Origin of the sequence: Aeromicrobium sp. CF4.19 (assembly GCF_051262555.1) — a bacterium.
In the GTDB taxonomy this organism is placed as follows: Bacteria; Actinomycetota; Actinomycetes; order Propionibacteriales; family Nocardioidaceae; genus Aeromicrobium.
In genome coordinates this window covers 51,449-66,610 of sequence record NZ_JBIMEU010000008.1, presented here as the reverse complement: position 1 = coordinate 66,610, position 15,162 = coordinate 51,449, and the positions used below count along the sequence as shown (strand labels likewise).

Genomic DNA, 15,162 nt, shown 5'->3' with positions numbered 1-15,162 from the left:
CTCTCCTCAGCCGGTCGACGACCGGTGTGCCGCCCGCCGGCCGTGGCAGGCAGGCGGCACACCCGTCGTCGGGGTCAGTCGCGTGACTTCTCGCGAAGCTCGAACATCTCCACGACGTCGTCGATCTTGACGTCGCCGTAGCCCTTGAGCACGAGTCCGCACTCGAAGCCCTCACGGACCTCCGAGACGTCGTCCTTCTCGCGCCGGAGGCTGGAGAGGTCGAGGTTGTCGGCCACGACCGCTCCGTCACGCAGCAGGCGAGCCTTGGCGTTGCGCCGCAGCGTGCCGCTGGTGACCATGCAACCGGCGATGTTGCCGATCTTGCTCGAGCGGAAGACCTCGCGGATCTGTGCCGTGCCGAGCTGGTGCTCCTCGAACTCGGGCTTGAGCATGCCCTTGAGGGCCGCCTCGATCTCATCGATGGCCTGGTAGATCACCGAGTAGTACTTGATCTCGACGCCCTCGCGGTCGGCGAGCTCGGTGGCCTTGCCCTGCGGGCGCACGTTGAAGCCGATGATGATCGCGTCCGAGGCAGCCGCCAGGTTGACGTCCGTCTCGGTGATCGCGCCCACGCCGCGGTCGATGACCCGCAGGTTGACCTCCTCGCCGACGTCGATGCCGGCCAGGGAGTCCTCGAGTGCCTCGACCGAGCCGGAGCCCTCGCCCTTGAGGATGAGGAGCAGCTCGTCGTTGCCACCCTTCTCCAGCGAGGACATGAAGTCCTCGAGGGTCCGGCGGCTGGTGCGCTTGGCGAGTGCGGCGTTGCGCTCGCGAGCCTCACGCTTCTCGGCGATCTGCCGGGCGATGCGGTCGTCGCTGACCACCATGAAGTTGTCTCCGGCACCGGGCACGGCGGTGAGACCGAGCACCATCACCGGACGCGACGGTGTCGCCTCCTGGACGCTGTTGCCGAACTCGTCCAGCAGTGCCCGCACACGGCCGAAGGCCGATCCGGCGACGAGGGTGTCCCCGACACGCAGCGTGCCGCGCTGGACCAGCACCGTGGCGACAGGACCGCGACCGCGGTCCAGGTGCGCCTCGATGGCCAGCCCCTCGGCGTTCTGGTCCGGGTTCGCCCGCAGGTCCAGGGACGCGTCAGCCGTCAGGATGATGGACTCCAGCAGCGTGTCCAGACCGATGTCGGCCAGGGCCGAGACGTCGACGAACATCGTGTCGCCGCCGTACTCCTCGGGCACCAGGCCGTACTCGGTGAGCTGGCCGCGCGCCTTCGACGAGTCCGCATCGGGCTTGTCGATCTTGTTGACCGCGACGACGATCGGCACACCGGCGGCCTTGGCGTGGTTGAGCGCCTCGACCGTCTGGGGCATGACACCGTCGTCGGCCGCGACCACCAGGACGGCGATGTCCGTGGCCTGCGCACCACGGGCGCGCATGGCGGTGAACGCCTCGTGACCCGGGGTGTCGATGAAGGTGATGCGGCGCTCGAGGTCGTCGACCTCGGTGGCCACCTGGTACGCGCCGATGGTCTGCGTGATGCCGCCGGACTCCTTGGCCACCAGGTTGCTGTTGCGCAGCGCGTCGAGCAGCTTGGTCTTGCCGTGGTCGACGTGGCCCATGACGGTGACGACCGGCGGACGTGCCGCCATGTCCTCGTCGTCGCCGGTGTCCTCGCCGAACTCCAGCGAGAACGACTCCAGCAGCTCACGGTCCTCGTCCTCGGGCGAGACGACCTCGACGATGTAGTTGAGCTCTTCGCCCAGCAGGTGCAGGGTCTCGTCGTTGACGGACTGCGTCGCCGTCACCATCTCACCCAGGTGGAACAGCACCTGCACGAGCGAGGCCGCGTCGCCACCGATCTTGTCGGCGAAGTCCGTGAGCGAGGCGCCCCGCGCCAGACGGACGGTCTGGCCGTCGCCCTTGCGGACGCGGACGCCGCCGATGGCGGGCGCCTGCATCTGGTCGAACTCTTGGCGCTTGGCGCGCTTGCTCTTGCGACCACGGCGCGGCGGACCACCGGCGCGACCGAACGCGCCCTGCGTGCCACCACGACCGCCGCGACCGGGGCCTCCGGGGCGTCCGCCGCCGAAGCCACCGCCGGGGCGTCCACCACCGGGACCGCCACCGGGACCACCGGGGCGTCCACCACCGGGACCGCCACCGGGACCACCGGGGCGTCCACCGCCACCGGGGCCGGGACGTCCACCGGGACCAGGACGTCCACCGCCGCCGGGGCCGGGACGTCCGGCGAGGCCGGACTGCTTGGGCATCATCGCCGGGTTGGGGCGCGGCATGCCGGGACGACCGGCGGGAGCACCGGTACCCGCTCCGGTGCCGGTGCCACCGCCCTCGCGGGCGGCCGGGGGTCGGGGCGCACGATCCTGCTGCATGCCCTGACGCGAGCTGAACGGGTTGTTGCCGGGGCGGGCCGGGCCGCCACGGGGGCCCGGGCGGGGGCCTGGGCTGGGCTTGGTGGATGCCTCGTCGGAGGCCGCCTCGCCCTCGGCCTCGGGCTCGGGGGGCGACTGCGGGCCGGGAGCCGGACCGGGCCGGGGGGCCGGCTTGGGGCCGGGCCTGGGCGCGGTGGGCTCGGAGGTCTCCTCGACCGACGCAGCAGCGGGCTCCTGGGTCGGCGCGGACGGCTCGGCGGCCTGCGGCTCGACAGCCTGGGGCTGCTCGACCTCGGGCTCGGCCTTCGTGGACTCCGCCGTCTTGGCAGGAGCCTTCTTGGCGCCCTTCTTGGCGCCCTGGGCGCGCAGTGCGTCGCCGTGCTCCTCCTGGAGTCGACGCACGACAGGTGCCTCGACCGTGGACGAGGCCGACTTCACGTACTCACCCATGTCCTTCAACGTGGACAGGATGTCCTTGCTCGCTACTCCGAGCTCTCGCGCAAGCTCGTGGACTCTGACAGCCACTGTTCTCCTTCGGGGAGTCCGAACCCGAAGAAGGTCCGAACCGCTAGTTGACGTGCAGGCTCATCGGAAAGTACTCATCGAGTGCTCATGAGCGTGTGCTCCGATTCGGGTCGTGGGACGAGGTCCCGTTGCTGTGGTCATGTTCCGGTCCCGGCGACGAGGGCGGTCACGCGGTCCAGGTCGAGCGATCCCTCCACACGGAGGGCCCGACCGAAGGCCTTGCGCCGTCTCGCCAGCTCCAGGCACCGGGTGTCGGGATGCAGGTGAGCGCCCCGACCCGGCATCGTCCGCCGCAGGTCCGGGGTGACGACGACGGGCGCCGTTCCCTGGATCGCGACGATCCGCACCAGAGTGGTGGCCTCCGCGCGCTCTCGACAACCGATGCACGTGCGGACGACCGGGACCACTCTACCGCTTCGGTCCTCGGTGTGCCGCATCGGCTCGCTCACGACGGGGCGGTGGCCGGCGGAGCGGGCTCGGTGTCGGACCTGATGTCGATGCGCCAGCCGGTGAGCTTGGCGGCCAGGCGAGCGTTCTGGCCCTCCTTGCCGATGGCCAGGGAGAGCTGGAAGTCGGGCACGACGACCCGCGCCGCGCGCGCCGCGGTGTCGACCAGCGTCACGCCCTTGACCTGCGAGGGCGAGAGGGCGTGGGCGATGAACTCGGCGGGCTCGTCGCTGAAGTCGACGATGTCGATCTTCTCGCCGTGCAGCTCGTGCATGACGTTGCGGACCCGCTGTCCCATGGGGCCGATGCAGGCGCCCTTGGCGTTGACGCCGGGGATGGTGGCACGCACCGCGATCTTGGTGCGGTGACCGGCCTCGCGGGCGATCGCGCAGATCTCGACCGAGCCGTCGGCGATCTCCGGCGCCTCGAGGGCGAAGAGCAGCTTGACCAGCCCGGGGTGCGTGCGAGAGACCTTGACCCGCGGGCCCCGCATGCCCTTCTCGACCTCGTAGACGTAGGCCTTGATGCGCTCGCCATGGGCGTACTTCTCCTCCGCGACCCGCTCGGCGGCCGGCAGGAGCGCCTCCACCCGGCCGAGGTCGATCATGACGTCCCCGGGTCGAGCCCCCTGCTGGATGATGCCGGAGACGATGTCGCCGACACGGCCGGAGAACTCGCCGTACTTCTGCTCGTCCTCGGCGTCGCGCAGCCGCTGCATGATCAGCTGCCGGGCGATCGTGGCGGCGAAGCGACCGAAGTCCTCCGGGGTGTGGTCGAACTCGTCGGTGAACCGTGGTGCGGGCCGCGCAGGCGGCGGATCCTCAGGATCGGCATCGGGGTCCGGCTCGGGCGCCGGCGGGTCCTCGAGGCGCTCCTTGGCCCAGACCGTCACGTGGCCACTGGAGCGGTCCAGCTCGACGCGCGCCTGCTGGTGGGCGTCGGGGGTGCGGTGGTAGGCCGAGAGCAGAGCCGTCTCGATGGCCTCCACGACGACCTCGAAGGAGATGTCCTTCTCGCGCTCGAGGGCACGCAGGGCGGCGATGTCGATGTCCATGTCAGGCGTCCTTGGTCGGTTTGAGCTCGGGATTGACGACGGCGTTCGCGACGTCCGTCAGCGGGATGCGACGCGGCTCGGTGCCGACCGTGAGGTCGACACCATCAGCGTCGCTGCCGACCACGCGGCCCTTCACGGAGCTGCCGTCGGCCAGCGTGACGCTCACCAGGCGGCCGGCCGCGCGACGCCAGTGGCGCGGCTCGGTGAGCGGGCGGTCCAGGCCTCGGGAGGTGACCTCCAGCGTGTAGGGCTGCTCGCCCATCGCGGCGTCGGCGTCGAGAGCCGCCGAGATCGCCCGTGATGCCTTGGCGATGTCGTCCACGCCGACGCCACCGTCGGCGTCCACGGCGACACGGACCAGGCGCTTGGAGCCGCTGCGGGAGACGTCGACCGTCTCCAGGTCCAGGCCCAGCATCCCGATCGGTTCCTCCGCCGCTGCTCGGACCGTTCGTTCGAGTCCCTCGGACATGTCCCGTGCCTCCCGTGTTCTGTTGTGGCCACCCGCGGACCACCCTATCGAACCCTCCTCCACTACTCTTCCGGTGTGATCAGCCGACGCGCAGCGCTGGGCGGAGCCGCTGCCGCCACCGTCGTCGCGGGCGCGGCGGGAGCACATGCGCTGGGAGTGGACGACGACGTCCTGCGAGCCCTCGGGGCTCGCCCTCGGCCGATTCCCGACACCGGCGACACCGCGCTGCTGACGTCCGCCGCGGGCGAGCAGGCCGAGGTCGTGGCGAGCCTGGACGCCTTGCTGGTGGCCTACGAGGACCCCGACCTGCAGGCACTGAGGGACGTCGCCGCGGAACAGCTCGAGGGACTCGGCGGTGCGGACCTGCCGACCGTCGCCGAGGCGCAGGACGAGCGCAGCGCGGCCACGGCGGCCGTCGCGACCCTCGTGGACGACGCGGAGCAGCGGAGCCGGCGCGATGCGCTCGCTGCACGCTCCCCCGCGCTGATGACCGTCCTCGCCTCCCTGTCGGCGGGTCGGGCCCAGCTGGCGCGTCGCCTCGAGGAGCTGGCATGAGCCGCGAGGAGCAGGACGCGGCACTCGTGGACACCTTGCAGGCACGCCTGGCCCTGGAGCACGAGGCGGTGTGGCTCCTGGGGACCGTCGGAGGTCGTGTCGAGCCGCTGCGCGAGCGTGCCGAGGCCGCCTTCGCCGAGCACCGCACCGCCCGTGACCGGCTGCTGCGGACGATCGACCGGTTGTCGGCCGCGCCGGTGGGCGCCCGGGCGGCCTACGGCACGCCGCCGGCCGACCGCACCGAGGCGGTGCGGGCCGTCGCCGACCTCGAGCTGCGGATCGCGGCGGCGAGCCTCGCGGGGCTGCGCGAGGCCACGACGCGGGGCCGACGCTCCGCGCTCGGCACGCTGCGCACCGCCAGCCTCGCGGCGATGGACTGGGGCGCGGAGCCCCAGGCCTTCCCGGGCCTGGACTGAGCTCAGCGGCAGACGCCGCGCAGGTCGTCGACGAGCGCCTCGATGGCGACGTCGCGGCGCGTCCCGGTGGCGCGGTCCTTGACCTCCACCACGCCGTCGGCGAGCCCCCGCCCCACCACGACGATGGTCGGCATGCCGAGCAACTCGGCGTCCTTGAACTTGACGCCCGGCGACACCTTGGGACGGTCGTCGTGCAGGACGGTGATGCCGGCAGCCTCGATGTCGGACACGAGTCCCTCGGCGGAGGCGAGCAGGTCGGGGTCCTTGCCGGCCACGACGAGGTGGACGTCGAACGGTGCCACCTCGCGGGGCCAGACGATCCCCAGCTCGTCGTGGAAGCCCTCGACGATCGCCGCGACAGCCCGGGACACGCCCACGCCGTAGGAGCCCATCGTGACCGTCACGAGCTTGCCGTTCTCGTCCAGCACCTGCAGTCCCAGGGCCTCGGCGTACTTGCGGCCGAGCTGGAAGATGTGGCCCATCTCGATGCCGCGGGCCAGCTCCAGCGGGCCCGAGCCGTCGGGGGCCGGGTCTCCCGCCCGCACCTCGGCGGCCTCGATGGTGCCGTCGGCGGTGAAGTCGCGGCCCGCCACGAGGTCGATGACGTGCGAGCCCTCGACGTTCGCACCGGTGACCCAGCGCGTGCCGTCCACGACCCGCGGGTCCAGGAGGTAGCGGATGCCGCTCGCGCTCTCGCTGCCGAGCGCGGCCGGACCGATGTAGCCCTTGACCAGCGCGGGGTGGGCCCGGAAGTCGGTCTCCTCGAAGGGCTCCACCTCGGCCGGCGAGACCTGGGTCTCCAGGCGCTTGGCGTCGACGCCGCGGTCCCCGGGCACACCGATCGCCAGCGGCTCGCGCGTGCCGTCGGGGTGGCGCAGGACCACGAGCACGTTCTTGAGGGTGTCCCCCGCCGTCCAGGGTCGGTCCTCGCGCGGGAAGGCCTCCTGGAGGTGCGCGACGAGCGTGTCGATGGTCGGGGTGTCCGGAGTCTGCTCCGCGTGGGCTGCGGGCACGTCGGCGGCATCGATCGGCTCCGGCACCACCGTGGTGACCGCCTCCACGTTGGCCGCGTACCCGCCCGGCGAGCGCACGAAGGTGTCCTCACCGGTCTCGGCGACGGCCAGGAACTCCTCGCTCGCGGAGCCGCCCATCGCTCCGGAGTCGGCGTGCACGACGGCGTACTCGAACCCGAGCCGGTCGAAGATGCGGACGTAGGCCTCACGGTGAGCCTGGTAGCTGGCCGCCAGGCCCTCGTCGGTGACGTCGAAGGAGTAGGAGTCCTTCATGATGAACTCGCGCCCGCGCAGGATGCCGGCCCGGGGCCGCGCCTCGTCGCGGTACTTGGTCTGGATCTGGTACAGGCTCAGCGGCAGGTCCTTGTACGAGGAGTACAGGTCCTTGACCAGCAGCGTGAACATCTCCTCGTGGGTCGGTCCGAGCAGCATGTCGGTGCCGCGCCGATCCTTCAGACGGAACAGGTTGGGCCCGTACTCCGTCCATCGGTTCGTGGCCTCGTAGGGCTCACGCGGCAGCAGCGCCGGGAAGCGCACCTCCTGGGCCCCCATCGCGTCCATCTCCTCGCGGACGATGGCCTCGACCCGCTCGAGCACCCTCAGCCCGAGCGGCAGCCAGGAGTAGACGCCCGGCGCGGCGCGGCGCACGTAGCCGGCCCGCACCAGCAGCCGGTGGCTGGGGACCTCCGCATCGGCGGGGTCGTCTCGCAGGGTTCGAAGGAACAGTCGGGACATGCGCATGGCGTGAGGCTATCGACCTCCCCCGCGTCACGCTGCGGCAGTCTCAGGCCGCGCGGGCAGCCTTGAGCGCCGTGCGGACCAGCGGGAGCTGCAGCGGCAGGCGAGCAATGGTCCCGGCCCGGTACCACCCGGGCGCCCGGGAGCTCCGCATCGCCGAAACGGTCATCTGCACGTTGGCCGGGAAGACACCGGCCAGCAGGACGGTGGAGGCGTAGCCGCCCCAGCGCCGTGTGCTCGGGTGCGCCAGCATCGCGGCGCACGCCACCTCCGCCGCGCCGGAGGCGTAGACCAGCTCTCGCTTCCGCGGCAGCGGCCGGGGCACCATGGCCTCGAAGACCGCGGGCTTGGCGGCGTGGGCGACTCCCGCGGCCGCGAGCAGCACCGCCAGGGCCTTCACGTCACGATCCATGGCTCGAGGGTAGAGCAGCCCCCGGGTGGGGGCCGGTGACCTCCTCGTGCCATCCACCCGTCATCGGTGACTGGCTCGTCTCATGGCTCCCGATTCGACCACTGAGTCACCGCCGTCCCCACCGACGGGCGGGTAGGACGAGCAGGTCACCGCTCACGTGGATCAGGACAGGGTCAGGGTGTGGGGGTCAGAGCAGGTAGGAGGAGAAGGTCGTCACCTGCTCGAAGCCGACGCGGGCGTAGAGGGCCCGGGCGGCGTGGTTGTGGTCGTTGACGTAGAGGGTCACCGAGGGAGCGATGCTGGCGCGCACCTGCTCGACGACCGACGCCAGGGCGGCGGCCGAGAGCCCGGTCCCCCGAAGCTCCGGGTGCACCCAGACACCTTGGATCTGGCAGGCCCGGGTCGTCGCGGCCCCGACCTCCGCCTTGAAGACGACGGTGTCGTCCTGGACGATCGCGAAGGCCCACCCCAGGCTGAGCAGCTGGGCGACCCGCGCACGGTAGTTGAACGATCCGTGGGCCTCCGGATCGACACCCACCTCCTCGCGGAACATGGCCACCGAGGCCGGGTAGAGCAGCTCGAGCTCATCGATCGCGAGCCGACGGACCCTTGCATCACCCGCCACGGCAGGATCCTGCTGCAGGCGCAGGAAAGGCTGCACGGGTCGAGACGAGCGGGCCGGCCCCCACGCGGGCTCGAGCAGAGCCCACAGGTCGGCGACCTGCTCTCGGGGTCCGACGACCGAGGCGGCCCGGTGGTGATCGAGCAGGAGCTGGTCGACGAAGCTCTCGATCGCTGCCGGGGTGGCCGCCACCGGCACGACGTTGGCGCCGGCGTGGCAGGCGGAGACGAGCTCGCTGCCCTCGTGGTACCCCCAGACCCGTCCCCCGAGGATGCTCTCCTGCAGGCCGGTCTGGTCCACCCGGTGCCGCACGAAGACGTTGACGTCCGGGTCACGGTCCAGCAGCGCGTTCAGCGCGGGGACGTCGCCTGGGCCCAGTGCCCGCACACGGGTCGTCAGGGCCCGGCTCTGCGGCGCGGTGTGTGACACGCGAGCCTCCCGGTGGTCGTCGTCGACCAGCGTAGTCCCGAGTCGGGTCCACCGCGCGTGCCACCGTCCCGGCCGTACGATCAGGACATGACCTCACCGCAGCGCATCGTCGTGGGACACGACGGCTCCCCGTTCTCCGAGTCGGCCCTGAGCTGGGCGCTGGAGTGGGCCCGGAGGGCCTCGCTCGACGTCACCGTGGTGCGCGGCTGGTCGATGACCACGGCCCCACGTCCGGCCACCGCCGCGCGCGGCTACGTGCCACCCTTCGCCGACTTCGCGGAGGCGGTCCGCCTCAGGCTCGAGCAGGACACAGCCAAGCAGCGCGCCGACTTCGAGGACGTCACCGTCTCCTTCGAGGCGCCCCACTCCGCGCCCGCCAACGCCCTGCTGGAGCTCTCCGCCGACGCCGCCCTCGTGGTGGTGGGGCCGCGTGGCCGCGGCGGCTTCCGCGGGCTCGTCCTCGGCTCGGTGGCCGAGCAGGTGTCCCGGCACGCCTCCTGCCCGGTGGTCATCGTCCGCGGCACGGGCGACCCTGCCGAGACCGAGCGCAGCATCGAGCTGGACGCCGGCCTCGGCGAGTGACCCGGCCGGGGCCCGCCGTCAGGAGACGCTGACGCTCGCGGATCCGCCGTCGACGGGCTCCATGCCCTCGGCGATGCGCATGGCCTCCTCGATGAGCGTCTCCACGATCTTGCTCTCCGGCACGGTCTTGATGACCTCGCCCTTGACGAAGATCTGACCCTTGCCGTTGCCGCTGGCAACGCCGAGGTCGGCCTCGCGCGCCTCACCCGGGCCGTTGACGATGCACCCCATGACGGCCACGCGCAGCGGCACCTCCAGCCCGTCGAGACCGGCCGTGACCTCATCGGCGAGCGAGTAGACGTCGACCTGGGCCCGACCGCAGGAGGGGCAGGAGACGATCTCCAGCTTGCGTGGGCGCAGGTTGAGCGACTCCAGGATCTGCTGGCCGACCTTGATCTCCTCCACCGGCGGCGCCGAGAGCGAGACGCGGATCGTGTCGCCGATGCCTTGGCTGAGCAGCGCACCGAACGCCGTCGCGCTCTTGATGGTGCCCTGGAAGGCCGGGCCGGCCTCGGTGACGCCGAGGTGCAGGGGCCAGTCGCCGCGCTCGGAGAGCATCTCGTAGGCCTTGACCATGATCACGGGGTCGTTGTGCTTCACCGAGATCTTGAAGTCGTGGAAGTCGTGCTCCTCGAACAGCGAGGCCTCCCAGACCGCGGACTCCACGAGTGCTTCGGGAGTGGCCTTCCCGTACTTCTCCAGGAGGCGCTTGTCCAGCGACCCGGCGTTGACCCCGATGCGGACCGAGACGCCGGCGTCCTTGGCGGCCTTGGCGATCGCGCCGACCTGGTCGTCGAACTTGCGGATGTTGCCGGGGTTCACGCGCACGGCGGCGCACCCGGCGTCGATGGCCGCGAAGACGTACTTGGGCTGGAAGTGGATGTCGGCAATGACCGGGATCTGGCTCTTGCGCGCGATGTCGGGCAGCGCGTCGGCGTCGTCCGTGCTCGGGCAGGCCACTCGCACGATGTCGCAGCCTGCGGCGGTCAGCTCGGCGATCTGCTGCAACGTGGCGTTGACGTCCGAGGTGAGCGTCGTGGTCATCGACTGCACCGAGACGGGCGCGTCGCCACCGACGTCGACGGTGCCGACCTTGATCTTGCGAGTCTTCTTGCGCGGCGCCAGCACCGGCGGGGGCGCCTCCGGCATGCCCAGGGAGATGCTCATGACAGGCTCACCGGGTTCACGATGTCGACGTAGATCAGGATGACGCTCATGACGATCAGGATGCCACCCACCGCATAGGCGACGGGCAGCATCCTCGCCACGTCGACGTGTCCGGGGTCCGGCAGTCCGCGCAGCCGGGCCCAGCCACGCTTGATCCCCTCCCAGATCGCACCGGCGATGTGCCCCCCGTCCAGCGGGAGCAGCGGCACGAAGTTGAACAGGGCGAGGAACAGGTTCAACGAGGCGAGCAGGGTGAGCAGCCGCTGTGCGCGCTCGGACCAGGACGGCTCGTCGATGGTCACGAGCTCTCCCGCGACACGGCTCGCGCCGACCACGCTGATCGGGCCGTCGTTCGGACGTTCCGCGCCGAAGGCGGCCTGCGTGACGTCGACCATGCGCACGGGCAGGCGGATGATCGCCTCGGTCGTGGCCTTCACCTGGCCCCACATGACCTCACCGACCACGAGGGGGCCCTGTCGCACCTGCTCCTGGACCGGCTCGACACCGAGGAAGCCGACCTCCTCGGTGCGCTCGGGGTCCTCCAGCGACGCCCGCGGGATGACGGTCGTGGGCACCTGCTCGGTGATGGTCGCGCCGTCGCGCTCGACGACGATCGTGGCCTCCTGGTCGCTGTTGGCGCGGATGAGCGTGGTGAGCTGCTCCCAGGAGGCGATGGTCTCGCCGTTGAACCCGACGATGTCGTCGCCCGGCTGGAGCCCCGCGAGCCGGGCCGGGGTGACGGGGTCCTCGTCGGTGCATGTCCGGCCCACCTCGGCGTCGGTGATGGCACAGTCGGAGACCGCCGCGACGGTGGTGGTCGGCTGCAGCATGCCGAAGCCCATGAGCACGACGGCGAACAGCACCACCGCGATGGCGACGTTGACCATGGGCCCGCCCGCCATCACGATGACCTTCTTCCACCACGGGAGCTTGTAGAAGAGCCGGTCGCGGTCCTGCTCGGTCACCGTCTCGTACTCGGCGTGCCGGGCGTCGGCCACGAGCTGGGTGAACAGGCCCGTGTTGGTGTCACGCACGACGGCCGGGTCCTGCTCCTTGGCCGGCGGCAGCATCCCGACGAGCTTGACGTACCCGCCGAGGGGTATCGCCTTGAGCCCGTACTCGGTCTCACCTCGGCGGGTGGACCACAGGGTGTTGCCGAACCCCACGAAGTACTGCGTCACCTTCACGCCGAACTTCTTGGCCGGGTAGAGGTGACCGACCTCGTGCAGGGCGATCGAGAGAATCACGCCGAGCACGAAGACGACGACACCGAGGGTGTAGATCACGGCGCCACCTCCGTCGAGGAGGAGCAAAGATACGGACGCGGCGCCGTGAGTCCCTGATGGCTCTCTCGCTGGCGCTCGCTCACTGCTGTCATCGCTGCTCCACGAGGTCTCGGGCGCGCCCACGGGCGCGGTCGTCGGCGGCCAGGACGGCCTCCAGCGACATCTGGGTGCGGGCGACGTCTGCGTCCGCCACGTGCTCGGCGAGGACGTCACCCACGACGTCGACTATGCCGAGGAAGTCCAAGTCGCCGTCGACGAAGGCCTCGACACAGACCTCGTTGGCGGCGTTGAAGACCGCCGGGGCGGTGAGCCCGAACTCCCCCGCCTGCCGCGCGAGCCGGATGGCCGGGAACGCCTCGTCGTCGAGCGGGGAGAACTCCCAGGCCGTCGGGGCGGACCAGTCACAGGGTGGGCAGGCGCCCGGGACGCGCTCGGGCCAGGCCAGCCCGAGGGCGATCGGCAGCCGCATGTCAGGCGGCGAGGCCTGCACCATCGTGGAGCCGTCCACGAGCTCGACCATGGAGTGCACGACGGACGTGGGGTGGACCACCACCTCGATGCGGTCGAAGCCGATCTCGAACAGCAGGTGAGCCTCGATGACCTCCAGGCCCTTGTTGACCAGCGTGGAGGAGTTGATCGTGATGACGGGCCCCATGGCCCAGGTCGGGTGCGCCATCGCCTGCTCGGGCGTGACGTCGACGAGCTCGGCGCGGGTACGGCCGCGGAACGGTCCGCCGCTGGCCGTCACCACGAGCCTGGCGACGTCCTCGCTGCGCTCCCCACGCAGTGCCTGGGCGATCGCCGAGTGCTCGGAGTCGACCGGGACCAGCTGACCGGGCGCGGCCGCGTCGGTGACCAGCGACCCGCCCATGATGAGCGACTCCTTGTTGGCCAGGGCCAGGGTCGCGCCCGTCCCCAGGGCCGCCAGCGTCGGTCGGAGACCGACGGCGCCGGTCATCCCGTTGAGCACGACGTCACTCGGCGCGCGGGCCGCCTCGCAGGCGGCGTCCGGGCCGGCGACGAGCCGCGGGATCCGATGGTCTCCCTCGGACCAGCCCCGGCGCTGGGCCTGGGCGTACAGCGCCAGCTGCACGTCCTGCGCAGCCGTCGCCCGTGCCACCGCGACGAGCGGCACGGCGTGGTCGATGGCCTGCTGGGCGAGGGTCCCGGGGTCCGAGCCGCCGGCGGCCAGCGCCGTCACCTCGAACCGGTCGGGGTTGGCCGCCACGACGTCGAGAGCCTGGGTACCGATGGACCCCGTTGAACCGAGGATGGCGACACGCTTTCGCATGCCGCCATCCTCTCTCATCGGGGTCGGATGAGTGTCCCGCCCACTGACCCCGAGCCTGTGGGGTGCTACTTCACCTCGGAGCGGAGCAGTCGCCAGATGCCGAAGGCGAGCGGCAGCACGAGCCAGAGGAAGCCGCTCGTGGCGATCTGGCCCCACTCCTCACCCGTCGGGCTGAAGTCACCGGTGAACAGTGGCGTCTGCGCCGTGTTGAACTCGATCCAGGGCGCGAGGTCGCCGAACCAGTCCACGAGCGAGCCGACGATGCCCACGACGATCGGCAGCACGAGCGAGTAGACGAAGTACGCCACGATCGCCGCCGCGGTGTTCATCAGCAGCATCGCGAAGGCGAAACCGATGAGGACCACGATCACGTTGGTCACGAAGAACGTGAACATCATCTTCCCGTCGAGGGACCAGGAGACGTCGGCCCCGCGCACGGACCCGGCCAGGATCGTCCCGAGAGCACCGAGGGCGAGCGCCAGGATCATCACCCCGATGGTGATGATCAGGCTGGCCACGAGCTTGGCCACCACGACGCGTGAGCGCCGGGGCTCCAGGGTGAACGTGACCAGGCCGGTGCGCTGTCCCCACTCCGACGTGACGAGCATGATGGCGATGATCGGCAGGAAGTAGCCCAGGGTGCCGCCCATGGCCGAGACGAAGAACTCGAAGTCCTGGGCCCCGTTTCCCGCAGGGACGAGGAAGGCGACGACCAGCATCACCAGGGCGCACAGGCCGAGGATGGAGAAGCTGAACCAGCGACCTGCGCGCGTGTCGAAGGACTTGCGGGTCTCGACGGCGATCAGTCGCGTCATCGGCACGCCGGGACGGTCGGTGTCGATGGTGGTGTGTGGAGTGGCGGTGGCGCTCATGCCACGCCTCCTTCCGGGGTCAGGGCGTCGCGTTGGGTGGTTGAGGTGAGGTTGAGGAACATCTCCTCCAGGCCTGCACCGTCGGCCGCGCGGAGCTCGACGAGGGCGACCCCCGCCGCAGCTGCTGCTCGTCCGACCTGTTCCGGCGTCGCCTCGGTGGCGAGTCCCTCACCCGAGGGCGTCGCCGTGATGCCGGCGGCCGTGAGGCTGTGGGCCAGGGCCGACGGGTCAGCGGCCCGGACGAAGGTGCCCGCGGAGGTGAGCAGCTCCTCCTTGGTGCCCTGCGCGACGATCTTGCCGTTGCCGATGACGATGATCTCGTCGGCGATGATCTGGATCTCGTGCAGCAGGTGCGAGGACAGCAGCACGGTGCCGCCGCGGTTGGCGTACTCGCGCAGCAGGCTTCGCATCCAGTGGATGCCGGCCGGGTCGAGACCGTTGGCCGGCTCGTCGAGGACGAGGATCTTGGGGTCGCCGAGCAGCGCGTGGGCGATGCCCAGGCGCTGGCGCATGCCGAGCGAGTAGTTGCGCACCCGTCGCCTGGACTCCTTGTCCGAGAGGCTGACGAGATTGAGCATGTCCTCCACGCGTGAGGCCGGCAGACCCATCGTCTTCTGGCCGATGGTCAGGATCTCCCGACCGGTGCGGCCGGCGTGCTGGGCGGAGGCGTCGAGCAGGACGCCGACCTGGGTGCCGGGGTTGGGGACGTCGCGGTAGTCGACCCCGCCGATGGTGGCGGTCCCGGACGACGCGATGGTCAGTCCGGCGATGACGCGCATCGTCGTGGACTTGCCCGCGCCGTTGGGTCCGAGGAAGCCGGTGACCGTTCCCGGTCGGCAGGTGAAGGTGACGTCGTCGACGGCGCGGAAGCCGCCGTACGACTTGGAAAGGTGTTCGACCTGGATCATGGCTCCAGCCTGCCGCAGGTGGGCCGGT

At 71.1% G+C, this 15,162-nt stretch carries 15 protein-coding genes; 3 read left to right on the top strand and 12 right to left on the bottom strand.

What is annotated here, in order from left to right:
* Positions 1–74: 74 nt before the first annotated feature.
* From infB to rimP, 4 genes are all read right to left on the bottom strand, one after another.
* Positions 75–2,873 carry a translation initiation factor IF-2 gene (infB, locus tag ACHAAC_RS15255; protein WP_435717161.1) on the bottom strand — a complete coding sequence of 933 codons (2,799 nt, stop codon included), beginning with the start codon at positions 2,871–2,873 and terminating at the stop codon, positions 75–77.
* A 137-nt stretch (positions 2,874–3,010) separates the two neighbouring features.
* Positions 3,011–3,322, bottom strand: a complete 312-nt coding sequence (locus ACHAAC_RS15250) for a YlxR family protein (RefSeq protein WP_435717160.1) — start codon at positions 3,320–3,322, stop codon at positions 3,011–3,013.
* Positions 3,319–4,374 carry a transcription termination factor NusA gene (nusA, locus tag ACHAAC_RS15245; protein ID WP_435717159.1) on the bottom strand — a complete coding sequence of 352 codons (1,056 nt, stop codon included), beginning with the start codon at positions 4,372–4,374 and terminating at the stop codon, positions 3,319–3,321. The genes ACHAAC_RS15250 and nusA overlap by 4 nt, the downstream gene beginning before the upstream one ends.
* A 1-nt stretch (position 4,375) precedes the next feature.
* Positions 4,376–4,843 carry a ribosome maturation factor RimP gene (gene rimP, locus ACHAAC_RS15240; protein WP_435717158.1) on the bottom strand — a complete coding sequence of 156 codons (468 nt, stop codon included), beginning with the start codon at positions 4,841–4,843 and terminating at the stop codon, positions 4,376–4,378.
* 75 nt (positions 4,844–4,918) lie between these two features.
* Here rimP and ACHAAC_RS15235 point away from each other — a divergent pair, with 75 nt between their 5' ends.
* Entirely contained in the window at positions 4,919–5,398 is a 480-nt protein-coding gene (locus tag ACHAAC_RS15235; protein WP_435717157.1) for a hypothetical protein, read from the top strand.
* Positions 5,395–5,814, top strand: a complete 420-nt coding sequence (locus tag ACHAAC_RS15230) for a DUF4439 domain-containing protein (protein WP_435717156.1) — start codon at positions 5,395–5,397, stop codon at positions 5,812–5,814. Before ACHAAC_RS15235 ends, ACHAAC_RS15230 begins: the two co-directional genes overlap by 4 nt.
* 2 nt (positions 5,815–5,816) lie before the next feature.
* Here ACHAAC_RS15230 and ACHAAC_RS15225 read toward each other — a convergent pair whose 3' ends face one another.
* From ACHAAC_RS15225 to ACHAAC_RS15215, 3 genes are all read right to left on the bottom strand, one after another.
* Positions 5,817–7,562: a proline--tRNA ligase gene (locus ACHAAC_RS15225; protein WP_435717248.1), complete on the bottom strand. Its 1,746-nt coding sequence runs from the start codon at positions 7,560–7,562 to the stop codon at positions 5,817–5,819.
* Positions 7,563–7,611: 49 nt separating this feature from the next.
* Positions 7,612–7,977, bottom strand: coding sequence for a DoxX family protein (locus ACHAAC_RS15220; protein WP_435717155.1), 366 nt, complete (start codon positions 7,975–7,977; stop codon positions 7,612–7,614).
* A 187-nt stretch (positions 7,978–8,164) separates the two neighbouring features.
* On the bottom strand, positions 8,165–9,028 hold the full coding sequence (locus ACHAAC_RS15215; protein ID WP_435717154.1) for a GNAT family N-acetyltransferase: 864 nt from the start codon (positions 9,026–9,028) through the stop codon (positions 8,165–8,167).
* An 87-nt stretch (positions 9,029–9,115) separates the two neighbouring features.
* Here ACHAAC_RS15215 and ACHAAC_RS15210 point away from each other — a divergent pair, with 87 nt between their 5' ends.
* Positions 9,116–9,610: a universal stress protein gene (locus ACHAAC_RS15210; protein ID WP_435717153.1), complete on the top strand. Its 495-nt coding sequence runs from the start codon at positions 9,116–9,118 to the stop codon at positions 9,608–9,610.
* Positions 9,611–9,628: 18 nt separating this feature from the next.
* Here ACHAAC_RS15210 and ispG read toward each other — a convergent pair whose 3' ends face one another.
* From ispG to ACHAAC_RS15185, 5 genes are all read right to left on the bottom strand, one after another.
* Positions 9,629–10,777, bottom strand: a complete 1,149-nt coding sequence (ispG, locus tag ACHAAC_RS15205) for a flavodoxin-dependent (E)-4-hydroxy-3-methylbut-2-enyl-diphosphate synthase (RefSeq protein WP_435717152.1) — start codon at positions 10,775–10,777, stop codon at positions 9,629–9,631.
* Positions 10,774–12,063, bottom strand: a complete 1,290-nt coding sequence (locus ACHAAC_RS15200) for a M50 family metallopeptidase (RefSeq protein ID WP_435717151.1) — start codon at positions 12,061–12,063, stop codon at positions 10,774–10,776. The genes ispG and ACHAAC_RS15200 overlap by 4 nt, the downstream gene beginning before the upstream one ends.
* A gap of 88 nt (positions 12,064–12,151) precedes the next feature.
* Positions 12,152–13,354: a 1-deoxy-D-xylulose-5-phosphate reductoisomerase gene (gene dxr, locus ACHAAC_RS15195; protein ID WP_435717150.1), complete on the bottom strand. Its 1,203-nt coding sequence runs from the start codon at positions 13,352–13,354 to the stop codon at positions 12,152–12,154.
* Between the two features lie 65 nt (positions 13,355–13,419).
* Positions 13,420–14,226 (bottom strand): ABC transporter permease, encoded by an 807-nt coding sequence (locus ACHAAC_RS15190; RefSeq protein WP_435717149.1) that lies wholly within the window; start codon positions 14,224–14,226, stop codon positions 13,420–13,422.
* Positions 14,223–15,134, bottom strand: coding sequence for an ABC transporter ATP-binding protein (locus ACHAAC_RS15185; protein ID WP_435717148.1), 912 nt, complete (start codon positions 15,132–15,134; stop codon positions 14,223–14,225). The genes ACHAAC_RS15190 and ACHAAC_RS15185 overlap by 4 nt, the downstream gene beginning before the upstream one ends.
* Positions 15,135–15,162: the final 28 nt, after the last annotated feature.